The organism is Pelosinus baikalensis (assembly GCF_020819555.1).
In the GTDB taxonomy this organism is placed as follows: Bacteria; Bacillota; Negativicutes; order DSM-13327; family DSM-13327; genus Pelosinus; species Pelosinus baikalensis.
In genome coordinates this window covers 92970-110491 of sequence record NZ_JAJHJB010000003.1, presented here as the reverse complement: position 1 = coordinate 110491, position 17522 = coordinate 92970, and the positions used below count along the sequence as shown (strand labels likewise).

The following is a 17522-nucleotide window of genomic DNA, read 5'->3' as shown; positions in this document are numbered from 1 at the left end:
AGCCGATGAGTAAAATCTCATCGGCTGTCAATAGTAGGTAAGACAGTATAAGGATGGTGAGAAAACAAATAAAAATGTTTTCCCACGCCTTAGATAAGATAGCACTCCACTAGAAGATTAATTCTAGTGACAGTCTTACATCTATTAAATGAAAGACCAGCACAAAAGATTTGGCGTCTTTTGCACTTCGGCAAACAACCCTTTTCTTTCAGATCATAAAGACCAATCTCCCTGAAAGTACTCTTGTTGTCTGCACCTCTATTCCATCCCGCGCAGGATGAAGTCTATTGAATTACATACATTGTATACTAGTGCCTATAGGGGTGTCAATATATGAGTGGAGAAAAAAATGGTATTTCTCCATTCATATATTTTATTTACTATGATTCTCTACATCTTTAGCACCATTTTGTCGTAGGATTTGTGCTGCAGAACTGACTTTGGTTGTATCCGTGCGGATAATTGCCAGAATACTCCCACCGGCAACTTCTTGTTCATAACGATGGCTTGCTTCGGCAGGAATACCCCAATCAATCAATCCTCCTGCAATACCACCTGCGATTGCTCCTCCTACAGCAGCAGTAATAGGACCTACTGCGATAATTGGACCAATGCCGGGAAGCATTAAGGCTCCTGCTCCCATAAGTAAGCCACCAATTCCACCTAAAGTACCGCCTGTTAATGTGCCATCAGTAATATCATCATCATAGGTTCCATCTTGATCTTGATTCTTTTGTTTTTTAGAAACAATATTAATTTCTTCAGTAGTAAAGCCTTGTTTTCGTAGCGTGTTCACAGCATTTTCAGCTCTAGCTCTTGATTCAAATACACCAATAACAGTTTGATTGGCTTGTTGTGCATTTGCGGTATTGTTGTTAGCTGGCGGCGCTGCCATAGTAGTAGCACTCGCATTTTCTGCACTATAACTGTTTACTAGTGAACTTTCATTTCCTTCATTCGATACTTGATTATTGGTTTGATTTTTCATGAGTAAAACCTCCTAACATTAAATGCATATCATGCAATTTAACGTTAGTGTCTCCATGATAATCATTAATATGTATTTTCATGACGTTCTCGGCTAAAATTAGTATAAGCATTATTTATATCGACAATAATTACTTCATCGCCAATACGTTTTATTGTTTGCCAAGGAATAGTAGAAGATTTTATATCATTAAAAAAACTAAATAATCCATTTTTTTTGGGAAGTACGATTGTGAGTATTTGTCCTGATTTATGATCGAATGTTAACTCACATTCTTCAATGATTCCTAAGCGAGCTCCATCACTTAAATTTATAACTTCCTTTCCAGATAGATTGCTTAAACGCATTTTATCACCCCTTATTATTTTTGCAAAAAAGTCTTATAAAGAAAGGTTGAATAATGGATAATAGAATGGCTATGCAGGCTATTGGGTCTATCCACATTTGAAAAAGCAGTATTTTTTGAGGAACATCTAATTTTAAAAAAGATATTAACATCAATAATGATAAATATACGCCGCCAGCAACTGCGATGAGCTCTTGAATTGCTAATGATAAAGGGGAACTTTTTACGTCACCTGCATTATCTGTTTGACGAAAATATTTTATTCGTTCCAGTAAAGATAAGACTAATAGTAAAGAAAATCCTAGTAAAATGCTCCAGGAATACATGATGAACCTCCCGATGCCTTCTACTTTAATAATATGATCTTAAAGTCAATAATATGTTAAAAAAGTTCTATGGAAAGTATACATAACTCTTCCATAGAACTTTTTAACATATTATTGACCTGTACTACCGAAACCACCTGTTCTAGTAATAAACAAGTTATTTTCATCATGATCCGCTAATAAATATTTATAAAAAATTCCTTGTGCGATTCTAGTCCCTTTATTTATAGGAATGCTCTGGGAGCTATGATTAAAGATTGCGATGAAGATATGCCCTTCATTGTCACTATTATTGAAATAGTCAGCATCAATGATACCTTGACCATTTACTAAACTTAATTTGTTTTTAATCGATAAGCCTGAACGGATATGTATGCCAAGATATTCATCTGATTGCATATATGCTTTTATTCCTGTCGGTACTAGGGTAATACTAGCTGGGGCTAATAATACATCTTCAGCTGCAGCTATATCATATCCTGCACTATATTGGGTTTTTCTAGTAGGTAATCGCATATCATTCTTTTCATAACTAGAAATAAATTTAAAACCTCTTAATTGCATTGTATATCTCCTCATTTACTGGTCCTAATACTGTAAAAGCAAACCTATCTGGAATCAATAATGTATGTATGATATTGTGTAAATTTTCTAAAGTTACCTTATCAATTTTGGCAACTACTTCATCAAGAGTGATAAAGCTATTTAATGTTAATTCCATTTTACCGATTCTAAACATGCGGCTGCTGGAACTTTCAAGACTTAATAATAAACTCCCCTTTAACTGCTCTTTGGTTTTTGCAAGTTCAACAGCATTAATACCCACGTTTCTTAGTGTATTTATATTATCGATTATTAGTTCTATTACTTGAGAAGCATTACTAGGTCTTGTTCCAGCATAAATAGTAAATAATCCGGCATCACTATAGTTAGTTTGATAAGAATAGATTGAGTAGGCGAGCCCCTGTTCTTCTCTAATTGATTGAAATAAACGTGAACTTATACCACCACCTACTATGGTGTTTAATATATGCATGGTATAGATATCCGGCGATGTTTGAGGTACACTGGTAGTTCCAAGACAAATATGTACTTGCTCAATATTTTTAGATTGTATAATTTGGGCAGGTATTAGGTTTGGCGCAGTAGAACTCAGAGACTTTCTTTGGCCAATCATATTGCCAAAATAGTACTCTACTAAGGCTTCAAGTCGTTCATGGCTTAAATTTCCAGCTCCGGCAATAACAATATTATCAGGAGTATAAAAACTTTGATAGTATTCTAGAATCATATTCTTATTAAAGCTTTCAACAGATGGAGTGGTTCCAATAATGTTATGTCCTAAGGCATGCTCGGCCCAAACATTATTATGATGTAGATCGTGGACTAATTCATCAGGTGTATCTTCATACATGCAAATTTCTTCTAGTACGACTTCTTTTTCATGCTTGATATCTTCTTCGGTAAAAATGGATGATCGCAGCATATCACTGAGGATCGCAAGAGCTAATTCTAGATGAGTATCAAGGACTTTTATATAGTAACAAGTATGTTCTTTAGTAGTGAATGCATTGATTTGCCCTCCTACCCCATCGACTGTCTCGGCTATATCCTTGGCAGAACGATTTTCAGTTCCTTTGAAAACCATATGTTCAATAAAGTGAGAAATCCCATGATTGTATTTTTCTTCAAAACGTGAGCCAGTGCCTATCCATATTCCTAGAGTAACGGATTTGACATAAGGAATAGCTTCTGATACGACTCGAATACCATTTGGTAATAATGATTTACAATACATATAATACTCCTTTAACTCAATATATAATTAACTTCCGGCTGTAATCGAATAATTCCTGCACGATTCTTAGAATTTGCGAGAAAATCACTAGAGAATAAAAGGACTAGTACTCAGATAAAGTTTAAATACTATCTGAATACTAGTTACAATTTAATCATTTTTTTATTCAATTCTAGGAAGCATCATCTTAGAGCAGTTTGTACATAAGAATTAATAAAAACTATCATTTTTTAATTCTTATTAAAATAATTTGCAATTCCTGTAAAAATCCCCTGTGCTAATTTATTACGATAAGAATCACTGTTTAGTTGAGCTGCTTCTTCTTTATTGGATACGAATCCCATTTCAACTAAAGTACTTGGCATAAAAGTGTTACGTAGAACGTGGAAATTAGCAGAAGATGTTCCTTTATCAATTGCACCAGTTTGCACGACCATAGCATTTTCCACAGCAGATGCCAGTGTAGATGATTTTCCCGTAGGGTAGAAAGTCATGGCACCTTTAATATTAGGATCAGAATTAGAATTGGAATGGATGCTGACGAATACATCTGCTTGGTTAGAGTTAGCCAGAGAAACTCTAGCCTCCAGCTCTTTACTCAAAGAGCTGCCTTCAGGCGCAACTGTCCGATCCGTTTCACGAGTCATGATTACTTTAGCACCAGCTTGTACTAATTTATCACGTAATTTTAAGGCTACGGATAAATTGTTATCAGCTTCTTTCGTATTATTGGCGACTGCCCCAGGGTTACTACCACCATGTCCAGGGTCGACTACAATAATCTTATTTTTTAAAGCCGTATTACTATTTGTTGGTGGTAAGGGTTTTACATTAACAGGATTATTCTTCGATGGACTGGATGTACTGCTGCTACCACCAAAAATATTGAATACTGGTCCCAGAATCTTATTAAACACTAAATCGAATATTTGCTGGAAAAATCCATTACCTGTTTGCGTACTGCTTGTCTCTAAGGTATTAGCTGCAAGAGTATTAACCACAGAATCAAAGGAGGCAGCATGTGTTGTTGGAATCGGTACTATTATGCTAATTAAAAGTAAGCATAAAATACTATAAGTTAATAATTTATTTTTATGCACTCTAATACCTCCATAAAGTAAGTTATTTTTTCGAAAATACATTTCTTAATACGTTCCAAGCATTAGGATCTTCTTCCCCTAGTTTCCACATTGCAGCACCAGCGATGTCATACTTGGTAACTAAATCAATTTTATATTTAAGACTTTCGCTATTTTCAAACCAAACTTGGTGCTTTATTCCATTTGAATCCGTGTAATCAAAATGAGGAGATTTAGAAGAAGTATCCCATACAGCAGAACGATTAAAATCTTGCATTAGTTTTGTGATAGCCTTATGTTCTAGGCTTTCTACACCCTTACTGGACCAGTCATAACCGTAAGCTGCTAGTCCAATATACAGTTTATTTTTAGGGATAAATTTCAATGCATATTTTAGATTCTTTTCTACCCAATCGACATCAGCGATTGGTCCAGCATCACTCCAAGTACCATGATTATCATAAGTCATAAGAATGATCTTATCGGCATACTTGGCTAATTGTGCATAATCATATGCAATTGATACATCGTTTGATTCATCTTGTTTAGGGAATACGTCAATTGATATAATGTATCCTTGAGGTTTAAGACGTGCCGAGAGTTCTTGCATAAAAGTAGATAGGTTCTCTCGATCTTGGGCATCAACCATTTCGAAGTCCACATTTATACCGTCCAGCTTATATTTTTTTATATAAGATTCTAAACTATTTATAGCTTTTTCTCGTAATGAAGGAGTAGCTAAAATCTTATGAATGGATGATTGACTGTCTTGTTGTTTAGCATTATTTACTAATAGCAATACAGATACATTATTTTTATGAGCAAAATCAATTACAGACTCATGGTCATTACCACCACGATCTGTAAGTGTACCATCTTCTTCTAAAGTAGCCCAAAAAGGAGCAATCGTTTTAATTACGTCGGTATTCTTATACAGGGAATTAAAAGAAGCGGTATCAGTTGCCCACCATTCAGCGTAAAAGCCGATCAGTTCTTTAGGAGAGCTAGTATTTATTCCTGAAGGGAATTTAATCTTTTTTTGGATATCTTGTGGAAGAGTCAGTATATCCCCAAAAAAGTTTCCCATTATACCAAGCAGCATGTCCACTAAGCCATTCCCGGAGGGCGCTTCCTTAGGAGTGGTAGAGTTAGCAGTAATCGCCGATTGTAACATATCAGTAAAGGAAGATGCATATGCTGATGATGTTATAGGGAGCATAAATGTAAATGTCATCATAAAAATGAGAAGCCATGAGATGGATCGATTATATTTTTTCATGTATCAACCTCCAAGAAGTATTACAATATGAAGTTGTTCATAGTTATGTAAACATGATAACACAAATAAAAGTAGGTAGCAATAACAAAAACAGGCAATTGTATGCCTGTTTTATTATTTAATGATATCAGATACTGTTGATATCGTATAACCTTTTCCTTGGATTTGCTGAATTAACTCTGGTAAAGCTTTGCTTGTAACTTCTGTAGGATGGATAAGAATAATTGCTCCATTATGTAGCTTTTTCATAACCCTATTAATGATAATTTCCGTTGGAGGACGCTGCCAGTCAATGGTGTCAATACTCCACATAATGGTTGTATATCCAAGTTCGTTGGCTGCTGATAATACAGTATCATTATATTCACCATAGGGTGGCGCATATAGTGATGTTTTTATAGTGGTAAGCTCTTTCACCAGTTCTTCAGTCCGCAATATTTGTTCTTTATTTTTCTCTTTACTGATAGTGTTCGGGTGTGGATGACTGTAAGTGTGATTACCTAATTCATGTCCTTGAGTTGCTAGTTCTGTAACTATAGCAGGGAATCGTTTTCCCCAGCTACCACCGATAAAAAATGTTATTTTTATATTATTTTCATTAAGGGTGCTTAGCATAGCAGGCAGATATTCTTCACCCCAAAAAACATTGCAGGCAAAAGCAACTTTCGGTGTCGCCGAGTTACCATGAAAGATAGGAACTGGCTTATTTACAGGTTGTGTATTATTAAAAATGGGTTGCAATAATCCTGACAAAATAATAATGGCAAAAAAAACTCCAGCAGAAAACAGCACATACCATTGTTGAATTCGAATAACAAAACACCATTTCAAAGGGAATCACCTCTAACTTCATACTATTCTTTATTTAATCTATTAATTAAGAAGTGATTTTATGAAACAAAAAAACATAAACCAAGTGGTTTATGTTTAAAAAATTTTATTTATATTATTCTTTTTTTTCAGATTCCACAGGTAAAAGCTCTTTACGTGAAAGGTTAATACGTCCTTGGCGATCGACTTCTGTAACTTTAACTAGAATTTCGTCTCCAACTTTTACAACATCTTCTACCTTTTCCACTCGTTCACGAGCTAATTGAGAGATGTGGACAAGTCCTTCTTTACCTGGGAGAATCTCGACAAAAGCACCAAAATTCATTAAACGTGTAACTTTGCCCGTATAAGAGCTGCCTACTTCTACTTCTCTAACCAGCGTTTCAATGATTTTTACAGCTTTTTGTCCTGCTTCCATATCTACAGCAGCAATAAATACTTTCCCGTCATCTTCAATGTCAATTTTAACACCAGTTTCTTCGATAATTTTTTTAATTGTTTTACCACCAGGTCCAATTACATCTCGAATCTTATCTGGATGAATTTCCATTGTAATAATACGAGGAGCAAAAGGCGACAACTCAGCCCTAGGTTCCTGAATCACTTCTACAATTTTACTCATGATGTGCATTCTGCCGCGATGAGCTTGAGAAAGCGCTGCAGATAAGATTTCTTCTGTAATACCAGCAATTTTAATATCCATTTGAATGGCTGTAATGCCAGATGTTGTACCAGCAACTTTAAAATCCATGTCGCCTAATGCATCTTCTAAGCCCTGAATATCAGTTAGTATAGAAAAATCTTCTCCCTCTTTAACTAAACCCATAGCAACTCCAGATACTGGGCGTTTGATCGGTACACCTGCATCAAGAAGAGATAAGGTACTGCCGCAGACACTAGCCATGGAACTAGAACCATTTGATTCTAAAATTTCCGAAACCAAGCGAATTGTATAAGGAAATTCAATTTCTGAAGGAATAACTGGAACTAATGCACGCTCTGCTAAGGCACCATGACCAATTTCTCTTCGTCCTGGTCCTCTTGATGGTCTTGTTTCACCAACGCTAAATGATGGGAAATTATAATGATGCATATAACGTTTCGATTCTTCGACACCTAAGCCATCAAGTATTTGTTCGTCTCCCATTGCACCAAGAGTTGTGATCGTTAATGCTTGGGTTTGTCCACGAGTAAATAAGGCAGAACCATGTGTACGTGCTAACAAACCAATGTCACAACTAATAGGTCGTACTTCTTCTAATTGACGACCATCTGGACGTATTTTATCAACAGTTATCATTCTACGAACTGCTTCTTTAATAATTTTTTGCATCATATTTTGAATGTCTTTACCATTATCAGGATATATAGCCTCGAAATGTTCTGCAACTTGCTTCTTAGCTTGTTTTATATTTTCTTCTCGGGTTAATTTATCAGAATTTCTAACTGCCGTTGTAAGTTTTTCTGTAGCATAATCACGTATGGCACTACTGATCTCAGCAGGTATTTCATATAGTTTTATTTCACGTTTAGGTTTACCAATTTCAACAATCATTTTTTCTTGGATAGCAATTAGATTACGAATGATGTCATGTCCAAAGCTAATTGCTTGTAAGATAGTATCTTCGCTTAATTCGTTAGCATTGGCTTCTACCATAAGTACAGCATCTTTTGTACCTGCGACGACTAAATTAAGTTCACTTAATTTTTGCTGCTCAACAGTTGGATTCGTAATGAATTCATTATTAATCAAACCAACTCTGACGCCGCCAATTGGTCCGTTAAATGGAATATCTGAAATTGATAAAGCACATGATGCGCCGATCATCGCTGGTATTTCTGGTGAATTATCCTGGTCGACTGATAATACGGTCGCTACGATTTGTACATCATTGCGAAAACCGCTAGCAAATAATGGTCGAATGGGTCTATCGATCAAACGGCTTGCAAGAATAGAGGATTCACTAGGACGTCCCTCACGTTTAATAAAGCCACCCGGAATTTTACCTACCGAATATAATTTTTCTTCATAATCAACTGTCAGTGGGAAAAAATCAATACCATCCCTTGGTTCTGCTGATGCTGTAGCAGTTACTAATACTGCAGTATCTCCATATCTGACGAACACTGATCCACCAGCTTGTTTGGCCATTCTGCCTGATTCTATAATCAGGGGTCTATCTCCAAGTTGCATTTCGATTTTATACATATATGGCATTCCTCCTCTGTAACCCTTACTCTCTCTACCAAAGATTAACACTTCGACATTTTTTTTAGTATTTCCTTTATTATTAACAGTTAATCTATAAAAAAATACTTCTTGCAATAAAAAGAAAAGACTTGGCTTGTGCCAAGTCCCCACTTGTTACTTTCTAAGATTCAATTTCTCAAGAATAGAACGATAACGCTCGATATCGTTGTTGCGTACATAGTTCAATAATCCTCTACGCTGACCAACCATTTTTAAAAGACCGCGTCTAGAATGATGGTCTTTTTTATGCTCTTTTAAATGATTTGTTAAGTAGTTGATACGTTCAGTTAAAATAGCTATTTGCACTTCTGGTGATCCAGTATCAGCTTCATGCGTACGGTATTTTTCAATCAGAGATTGTTTTAATTCTGGTGTTAACAAAATGGGCACCTCCTTTTTATAAATGATCCCCATTAGCCAAGACAATCGTTGGAGAATCGAATATCCTCGCTATGGTTACTTTCAATGAAGACTTTCGTCAAACATCAACAAAATATAGTTTATCATAAATCAATGCAATTGTAAATAATAAGTACTATTTTCCCTGAGAAGTTTGATAATATTTTTGGGCAGCCACGATGTCTTTTGCGATTTGTGACTTAAGTTCTTCAGAATTGGAGAAGGTTTGTTCATTTCGAATATGATTCAAGAATCTTACGGTAACAGCTTCTCCATATAAATCTCCAGAAAAATCCAGAATGTGAACTTCAATACGACGTCCTATATCATGAAAGGTAGGATTCGTGCCAACATTGGCGATCCCATTATATTGATCATCTTGGATAATAAGTTCAACAGCATATACCCCATTCTGAGGGACAGCAAGGCCTGAGGCAATTCCTAGATTAATTGTTGGATAGCCTAATAAGCGACCTCGCTTAGCACCGTGGATGACCCTACCCTTTAGCGTTACTGGTCTACCTAAAAGAGTTGCTGCCTGGTCCACTTGACCTGCTGTAATCATTTGGCGAATTAATGTACTGCTAACCATAACATCATCTACGTATACTGTGGGGTTAATTTCTGTTGTGAACCCATATTGTAGCCCGGATTTTTGTAAAAGTTCGGGAGTACCACAACGCTTATATCCAAAAAAATAGTTTGGACCGATTAGAATATGCTTTGGATTTAATTGGTCTAATAATAAACGAATAAATTGAGATGCTGATAATTTCAGAAACTCTGCAGTAAAAGGGATATTTAATAAAATATTTACACCCAATTTTTCAATTAATTCAACTTTGTCATCTTGCGTAATGATTTGTAAAGGGCATCTTTCAGGAGCAATAATGGATAAAGGATGATTACTAAAAGTGAAAACGACACTTGTTCCATCTAGTTGCTTGGCTGACTCTACAGAACGAGAAATTACTTTTTGATGACCAATATGTACGCCGTCAAAAGTTCCTAAGGCAACTGTAATTCTAGGATACTGATCTTTTAAAGTTGTCATTTGATTTAATACTTCCATATATTCCACCACACAATAACAATAATATCAGAAAATCTATCTATGGAACTCGATTAGAAAGCTCTTTAGATAGATTTCATTTTGATTATTCTAATTTGATTACTTTTATTGGCGTAATCACTGCAGCATCAGTATTTATTTGCCCGATTCCAATAAATGAATGTTCTTGATCATATATTCGCAAGAATGTTTGTTTAGAAACAGTAAGAGTAGAATTTATAATACTTTGGCCATATTGAAATGCCTGTACTATTTCTGGAGTCAGTATTACCTTAGGCATATATCCAAGAGCATAATCTAGAGGTAGAAGAGCAATGGGAGAATTGCTTTCAATTTCTTGTAATGTAAAAGAATTCTCTAAAGAAAAATCTCCTACACGAGTACGCACTAGAAAAGACATAACAACAGGACAATTTATTTTTTGTCCTATATCAGAACATAAAGATCGAATATATGTTCCTTTGGAGCAGGTTACATCAAATAGGATGCGTGTGTCATCTATATGTAATAAAGTTATATTATGAATCGTAATAATGCGTGGCTGGCGTTCTACTGTTATACCGGCCCTTGCTAATTCATATAATTTTTTCCCTTGTATTTTTATAGCTGAGTACATAGGAGGAATTTGTTCAATCGTACCAATAAATGATGATAATACCTTTTCAATTTCTGATTTAACAGGCATAGCACAAACAGCATTATTTAGAATCGTACCAGTATCATCACCAGTATCCGTTTCATAGCCAATAGTGAGTTCAACACGGTAACTTTTATCAGTATCTGTCATATACTCAAGTAATCGTGTAGCTGATCCTAATGCAACTGGCAGAACACCCGACGCTGCGGGATCTAAAGTACCAGCATGACCTACACGCTTTAGATGATAGGTTCTGCGAATGAAAGAAACAACATCGTGTGAGGTCATGCCAGGTGGTTTTAGAACGTTTATCAAACCACTAGTCATAGCAGTGTCTCTGCTAATTGTTTTATGGCAGAATCAAGGACTCTTTTCTTAACGTCTTCAATTTTACCTATGATAGCACAACCAGCTGCACGTATATGTCCACCACCGCCAAAGGAAAATGCTAGGCGACTTACATCTACTGTTTTTGAACGGAAACTAATTCTGATAGTATCTTCATTCATGATTTTAAACATGATAGCAATTTCAACACCTTCAATAATCCGAGGATAATTGATAAAGCCTTCAGTACTATCCAAATTATCAAGAGTATCTGGTGATACAGTTATCGTAGCAATTTTACCATGATGATGCAGTTCAAGCGTTTCTAATACTTTTGCTAAAGTTAAAATACTTTCGAGTGGCTTGGTTTCCATATATTCTGATATAGAATTTGGATTAGCTCCGTATTCCATCAAATCAGCAGCGTAACGCATGGTTTGCACTGATGTATTCGCATAACGGAAAAAACCACAGTCAGTAGCTATAGCAGTGTACAAACAGGTTGCTATTGTAGGAGTCATTTTTGCATTTAATAAGTATAGCAATTCTAAAATGATTTCTCCAGTTGCTGCTGATTGACTATTGATATACCAAAAGTCAGCAAACTTAGTATTAGAAATATGATGATCAATATTTAAGATGGGGGCATTTACATGCTCGTTCACTTTACCAATACGTTCAATATCACTGGCATCAAGTACTACTAATAAATCAGCACTAATTACTTTAGTTGTTGGTTTACCAATCGTTTCATAGCCAGGAAGAAAATTATATAATGCAGGTACTTCATCATCAAGCACCATTTTTACACTCTTTCCTCGTGCGGTAAGATATTCATTTAGCGCCAACATAGATCCCAAACAGTCACCATCTGGATGAACATGAGCAGTAATAATAATAGTGCTGCTATTTTGTAAAAGTTCAGCAATCTGCTTAAGTGAAAAATCCATAATTTATTGATTGCTCTCTTCCTGCTTGATTTTAATTAATAATTCTTGAATATGAGCGCTATAATCTAAGGACTCATCAAGGTGCAACGATAATTCAGGAGTGATTCTCATTCGAATACGCTTACCAATTTCGCTGCGCATGTAGCCTAAAGAACTTTGCAATCCTTTCCAAGTATCAGCTTTTTGCTCATCACTGCCCATTAAGCTAACATAGATCTTTGCACTACGCAAATCACCAGTTGCCTCAACTTGAGTAATAGTCGCAAAACCGACGCGTGGATCTTTTAATTCGGTTAAAATAATTTTACTGATTTCTTGCTTTATAAACTCCTGAACTTTTTCAACTCGGAGCTGGCTCATATATATCCTCCGCCTTTAACCTTTAGGTTTTATTTCTTCCATAGTGAAAGCTTCAATGATATCGCCTTCTTTAATATCACGGAATTTATCAATTGTAATACCACATTCATAGCCTGCAGCTACTTCTTTTACATCATCTTTGAAGCGTCGTAAGGATTCTAATTCACCTTCATGAATCACAATGCCATTACGGATTACACGGACTTGAGACGAATTGAGTATTTTTCCTTCTAATACATAAGCACCAGCAATAACAACCTTTGAAATTGTAAATAACTGACGTATTTCTACACGACCTTGAAGTGCTTCTTTGTATTCTGGTGCCAGCATACCTGTCATAGCAGCTTCCACATCATGTAATGCTTCATAAATGACACGATATAGTCTAATGTCTATCTTTTCAGATTCGCCAGCTTTACGGGCATTACCATCTGGACGGACATTAAATCCTATAATTAATGCATTAGCAGCAGAAGCTAACATTACGTCAGATTCATTAATAGCACCTACTCCAGCATGCACAATGTTCACTCTTACTTCTTTGTTATTAGCATTTAAGGCTAGCAATGACTGACGTAATGCTTCAACAGAGCCCTGAACATCGGCTTTAATAACAATATTAAGATCTTGGATATTTCCATCTTGAATTTGTTTAAATAAATCATCAAGTGAAACTTTTTGTGATTGCATTAATTCATCTGTACGTCGTTTAGCAATACGTTTTTCTGCTACCGCTCTTGCTATTTTTTCATCTACTGCAACCAGAACATCACCTGCTTGTGGTACATCAGCCAAGCCAAGTACCTCTACAGGAGTAGAAGGTTCAGCTTTTTTCACTTTCTCACCACGATCATTTACCATAGCTCGAACTTTACCATAGGCAATTCCAGCAATAATAGTGTCACCGATATGCAGAGTTCCTTTTTGCACTAATACAGTAGCGACTGGACCGCGTCCTTTATCAAGCTTTGCTTCAATAATTGTACCATAGGCTTGACGATTCGGATTTGCTTTAATTTCTTGCATCTCCGCTACTAATAATATCATTTCCAAAAGCTCATTTATACCAGTTTTCTTCTGTGCAGAAACTGGTACCATGATGGCTTCGCCGCCCCAGTCCTCAGCAACAAGACCGTAATCAGATAGCTGTTGCTTGATTCGATCAGGGTTCGCACCAGGACGATCCATTTTATTAATCGCTACGATGATGGGAACATTAGCAGACTTAGCATGATTGATAGCTTCAATAGTTTGTGGCATGACCCCATCATCTGCCGCTACTACTAAAATTGCAATATCCGTTACCTGTGCTCCGCGAGCTCGCATCGCTGTAAAAGCCTCATGTCCAGGAGTATCGAGAAAAACAATTTTTTTACCTTGGCAAGTTACTTTATATGCACCAATATGTTGCGTAATTCCACCAGCTTCTTGAGAAGTTACATGTGTTTGCCTGATAGAATCTAATAAAGAGGTTTTACCATGATCGACATGTCCCATAACGGTAACCACTGGTGGTCTAAGAACAAGGCTGGAAGGATCATCTTCAATTTCCGCAATTTCAGTGGGGTCTTCTTCAGGTGGTAATTCTAGTACTTCAACTCCAAATTCTGTTGCTAACAATGAAGCCGTTTCAAAATCAAGATCTTGATTTATCGTAGCCATAACACCAAGCATCATAAGTTTTTTGATTACTTCACCAACATCACGACACAATTTGCTCGACAGTTCTTTAACTGTGATAGACTCACCTAATTTAACGCTTTTAGGTTTTGGTGGTTCAATTTTAACAGCTGGTGCGGCACCACGGGATTGGAAACCGCGATTTGCTTGCGGCCGTCTATTGAAATTTCCTCCCCCTTGGTTTCGTTGGGCGTTATTATTGTTAGTAGAGCGGTTGTTATTTGATTGAAATTTATTAGGAGGAGCAGCAGGTCTAGATTGTACAGGAGGTTGTTGGGTTCCTGCATTCCTTGGTTGAAAATTTTGTTGTGGTGGACGTTGTCCTTGGAAAGGTGCCTGCGGTGGACGTTGTTGATTCTGGGTATTTTGTGGTGGACGTTGTCCTTGGAAAGGTGCTTGCGGTGGACGTTGTTGATTCTGGGTATTTTGTGGTGGTCGTTGTCCTTGGAAAGGTGCTTGCGGTGGACGTTGTTGATTCTGGGTATTTTGTTGTGGTGGACGTTGCCCTTGGAAAGGCACCTGTGGCGGACGTTGCTGATTTTGTTGAGGTCTGTTTTGGTTAGATTGATTTTGCCAAGAACGTTGTGGTTGAGGATTAGAAGCAGGACGCTGTTCCCCACTATTACTCAACGGTTGTTGCCTACCATCGCTTCCAATAGAACGTGTTGTTTGCGTTGGTTGTTCTTGAGTTCTTGGTTTATTTTCAATAGTTGAGGTTCCTGATGTAGGTGTGGAAGTTATTTTATGCGCAAAGGTCCGGGTAATAACATTCTTGGCATCATCATCCACACTACTCATATGATTTTTTGCTTCCATATTGTTACGGTTTAAAATATCAATAATAACTTTACTTGTTGTATTAAAATCTTTGGCTAATTCATATATTCTATATTTGGACATTCATCTACCCCCATTTTCTTTTTCAATAGTGAATTGTATTACTTAACTATTGAGTAATTTTTTAACTGCATTTGTAAATCCAGTATCTGTTATTGCTAATGCAGCACGATATACTTTTCCGATACATTGTCCTAATTGCTCTTTTGAAAATATTTCATAAAGATCAACTTCATAATAGGCAGCCATATCATTATAACTTTTTTTTGTAGCATCCGAGCAGTCTATGGCAATGATAAGAAGTTTAGCTTTACCCGATTTTATTGCCTTTTCAACAGATAATTCTCCTGAAGAAATTTTCCCTGCTTTTTGTGCTAAACCGAGTAATGAAATTATCTTTTCTTCTTTGATCATGTTATAATACCAGATCGTAATTGTTCATATATTTCAGGATTGACTACTCTTTTTAATGCTCGTTCTAATCTTTTTTCTTTAAACGCTTTTGCCAAGCATTGTTCATTACAGCAAAGATATGCGCCTCTTCCTGATTTTTTACCAGTTGTATCTAAAATAACATCATCATCAGGAGTGCGGACAATTCGTAATAACTCTTTTTTATTTTTCATTTCTTGACAACCAACACACATACGTTGAGGAGTTTTTTTCTGTATAACCATAAAATCCTCCTAAGAACCAACTTGAGATTCGCTTTTAATATCAATTTTCCAACCAGTAAGTTTTGCAGCTAGACGAGCATTTTGACCTTCTTTACCAATTGCTAACGATAATTGATAATCAGGCACTACCACTCTCGATATTTTCTCAACTTCATTAATTTCTACACTGACTACCTTAGCTGGGCTTAATGCATTAGCGATATATTTAGCAGGATCAGTATTCCATTTTACAATATCAACCTTTTCACCTTTTAGTTCATTAACGATTGATTGTACACGCATGCCTTTATGACCAACACAGGCGCCTACCGGATCAACATTTTCATCACGTGAATATACTGCGAATTTCGAACGTAAACCTGGTTCTCTAGCCACAGACTTTATTTCAACAATTCCATCGTGAATTTCTGGAACCTCTAATTCAAATAATCGTTTTAATAATCCTGGATGTGTCCGGGATACTAATATTTGAGGTCCTTTCGTTGTTTTCTTCACTTCAATTATGTACGTTTTTAATCGATCACCATGTTTATAGACTTCCCCTGCAATTTGTTCAGAAGGAGCTAAAATAGCTTCTGCTTTGCCAAGATCAATAAAAACATTTTTTTGTTCAATACGTTGAACAATACCAGTTAGAATATCACTTTCTCTATTTGAAAATTCATCATAAATAATGCCACGTTCCGCTTCCCGAATACGTTGCACTACTACCTGCTTGGCTGTTTGAGCTGCAATTCGGCCAAAATTTTTCGGTGTAACTTCGACCTCGACAATATCTTCTAAATCATAGCGTATATCTAATAATCTTGCCTCAGTGAGATCGATTTCCAGACGTGAATCGGTTACTACCTCAACAACTGCTTTACGGGCATAAACATGAATTTCACCTGTTGTTCGCTCTAATGATACCCGTACATTTTGAGCTGAGCTAAAGTTTCTTTTGTAAGCTGAGATAAGTGCTGCTTCTATTGCCTCAAACAAGACTTCAGGGGCAATTCCCTTTTCCTTGCCTAATTGTTCAAAAGCCTGCATAAATTCTGCGTTCACCTAAATTCCTCCTATTCAATTTTGCGTATTAAAAATCAACAAATAACCTAACTTGTGAAGTTTGATTGCGTGGAATGATCATTTCAACACCATCAATATCAATGCTGATATTACCATTATTTAAGTTGTTTAATGTACCTACAGTACGTTTCTGACCATTAATTGGTGCAAATGTAGTAATTTCAATTTTATCGCCAATGTGACGGACAAAATCCCTATCTTTTCTTAGTGCACGATCCAGTCCTGGCGAAGAAACTTCTAAATAGTAACTTTCTTTAATGGGGTCAAGTTCTTCCAATTTTGCTTCAAGCTGCTCACTTACCCAATGGCAGTCTTCAATCTCAATACCGCCTTCTTTATCTAAAAAGATGCGAAGATACCATTCGCGTTCTTTGATATATTCTACATCTACTAATTCAATTAGACTGTTAGCAACAATATTTTGAACAATATTCTCTATCAAATTCTCAATATGCTCTTTTGACATACAAAACCTCCTACCTAAGTATATTTTTCTATTATCTTAGTCTTGCCTAAAAATATGTAAGCTTATACCCTATATTTGGTAGGCTAAAATAACCACTAAGCTGAAAGAGTGGGTATTATACCCACTCTTTCAGCGCAAAAAAAACATTTAT

19 protein-coding genes and 1 riboswitch are annotated in these 17522 nt (G+C 36.2%); all 19 genes read right to left on the bottom strand.

The window, feature by feature from the left end; all coding sequences use genetic code 11:
- Positions 1–91: 91 nt before the first annotated feature.
- A riboswitch (Lysine riboswitch) is annotated at positions 92–269 on the bottom strand.
- 104 nt (positions 270–373) lie between these two features.
- The 19 genes from LMF89_RS03550 to rimP all read right to left on the bottom strand — a co-directional run bounded on the left by LMF89_RS03550 (position 374) and on the right by rimP (position 17371).
- A complete protein-coding gene (locus LMF89_RS03550; RefSeq protein ID WP_229533910.1) occupies positions 374–988 on the bottom strand; it encodes a general stress protein in 615 nt (204 codons plus the stop codon).
- A 65-nt stretch (positions 989–1053) separates the two neighbouring features.
- A complete protein-coding gene (locus tag LMF89_RS03545) occupies positions 1054–1335 on the bottom strand; it encodes a YlmC/YmxH family sporulation protein (protein WP_007956413.1) in 282 nt (93 codons plus the stop codon).
- 4 nt (positions 1336–1339) lie between these two features.
- Entirely contained in the window at positions 1340–1660 is a 321-nt protein-coding gene (locus LMF89_RS03540; protein WP_007956412.1) for a hypothetical protein, read from the bottom strand.
- A gap of 111 nt (positions 1661–1771) precedes the next feature.
- On the bottom strand, positions 1772–2224 hold the full coding sequence (gene dut, locus LMF89_RS03535; RefSeq protein ID WP_007956411.1) for a dUTP diphosphatase: 453 nt from the start codon (positions 2222–2224) through the stop codon (positions 1772–1774).
- Positions 2205–3458: a M16 family metallopeptidase gene (locus LMF89_RS03530; RefSeq protein WP_229533909.1), complete on the bottom strand. Its 1254-nt coding sequence runs from the start codon at positions 3456–3458 to the stop codon at positions 2205–2207. Before LMF89_RS03530 ends, dut begins: the two co-directional genes overlap by 20 nt.
- A gap of 230 nt (positions 3459–3688) precedes the next feature.
- On the bottom strand, positions 3689–4558 hold the full coding sequence (locus tag LMF89_RS03525; protein ID WP_229533908.1) for an N-acetylmuramoyl-L-alanine amidase family protein: 870 nt from the start codon (positions 4556–4558) through the stop codon (positions 3689–3691).
- Between the two features lie 22 nt (positions 4559–4580).
- A complete protein-coding gene (locus LMF89_RS03520; protein ID WP_229533907.1) occupies positions 4581–5816 on the bottom strand; it encodes a glycosyl hydrolase family 18 protein in 1236 nt (411 codons plus the stop codon).
- Between the two features lie 114 nt (positions 5817–5930).
- The gene (locus LMF89_RS03515; protein WP_229533906.1) at positions 5931–6647 is read right to left on the bottom strand and encodes a polysaccharide deacetylase family protein; all 717 of its coding nucleotides are present in this window, start codon (positions 6645–6647) and stop codon (positions 5931–5933) included.
- A 115-nt stretch (positions 6648–6762) separates the two neighbouring features.
- On the bottom strand, positions 6763–8856 hold the full coding sequence (locus tag LMF89_RS03510; RefSeq protein WP_007956406.1) for a polyribonucleotide nucleotidyltransferase: 2094 nt from the start codon (positions 8854–8856) through the stop codon (positions 6763–6765).
- A gap of 156 nt (positions 8857–9012) precedes the next feature.
- Positions 9013–9279, bottom strand: a complete 267-nt coding sequence (gene rpsO, locus LMF89_RS03505; protein WP_007934234.1) for a 30S ribosomal protein S15 — start codon at positions 9277–9279, stop codon at positions 9013–9015.
- A 154-nt stretch (positions 9280–9433) separates the two neighbouring features.
- On the bottom strand, positions 9434–10369 hold the full coding sequence (locus tag LMF89_RS03500; RefSeq protein WP_229533905.1) for a bifunctional riboflavin kinase/FAD synthetase: 936 nt from the start codon (positions 10367–10369) through the stop codon (positions 9434–9436).
- Positions 10370–10454: 85 nt separating this feature from the next.
- Positions 10455–11333: a tRNA pseudouridine(55) synthase TruB gene (gene truB, locus LMF89_RS03495; RefSeq protein ID WP_229533904.1), complete on the bottom strand. Its 879-nt coding sequence runs from the start codon at positions 11331–11333 to the stop codon at positions 10455–10457.
- Entirely contained in the window at positions 11330–12283 is a 954-nt protein-coding gene (locus tag LMF89_RS03490) for a DHH family phosphoesterase (RefSeq protein ID WP_229533903.1), read from the bottom strand. Before LMF89_RS03490 ends, truB begins: the two co-directional genes overlap by 4 nt.
- Before the next feature lie 3 nt (positions 12284–12286).
- A complete protein-coding gene (rbfA, locus tag LMF89_RS03485; protein ID WP_229533902.1) occupies positions 12287–12643 on the bottom strand; it encodes a 30S ribosome-binding factor RbfA in 357 nt (118 codons plus the stop codon).
- A 15-nt stretch (positions 12644–12658) separates the two neighbouring features.
- Positions 12659–15223, bottom strand: a complete 2565-nt coding sequence (infB, locus tag LMF89_RS03480; RefSeq protein ID WP_229533901.1) for a translation initiation factor IF-2 — start codon at positions 15221–15223, stop codon at positions 12659–12661.
- A 42-nt stretch (positions 15224–15265) separates the two neighbouring features.
- The gene (locus tag LMF89_RS03475) at positions 15266–15574 is read right to left on the bottom strand and encodes a L7Ae/L30e/S12e/Gadd45 family ribosomal protein (RefSeq protein ID WP_007956395.1); all 309 of its coding nucleotides are present in this window, start codon (positions 15572–15574) and stop codon (positions 15266–15268) included.
- Entirely contained in the window at positions 15571–15837 is a 267-nt protein-coding gene (gene rnpM / locus LMF89_RS03470; protein WP_007956394.1) for an RNase P modulator RnpM, read from the bottom strand. The genes LMF89_RS03475 and rnpM overlap by 4 nt, the downstream gene beginning before the upstream one ends.
- A gap of 9 nt (positions 15838–15846) precedes the next feature.
- Positions 15847–16884: a transcription termination factor NusA gene (gene nusA, locus LMF89_RS03465; protein ID WP_007956392.1), complete on the bottom strand. Its 1038-nt coding sequence runs from the start codon at positions 16882–16884 to the stop codon at positions 15847–15849.
- Positions 16885–16912: 28 nt separating this feature from the next.
- A complete protein-coding gene (gene rimP / locus LMF89_RS03460) occupies positions 16913–17371 on the bottom strand; it encodes a ribosome maturation factor RimP (RefSeq protein WP_007956390.1) in 459 nt (152 codons plus the stop codon).
- Positions 17372–17522 lie beyond the last annotated feature (151 nt).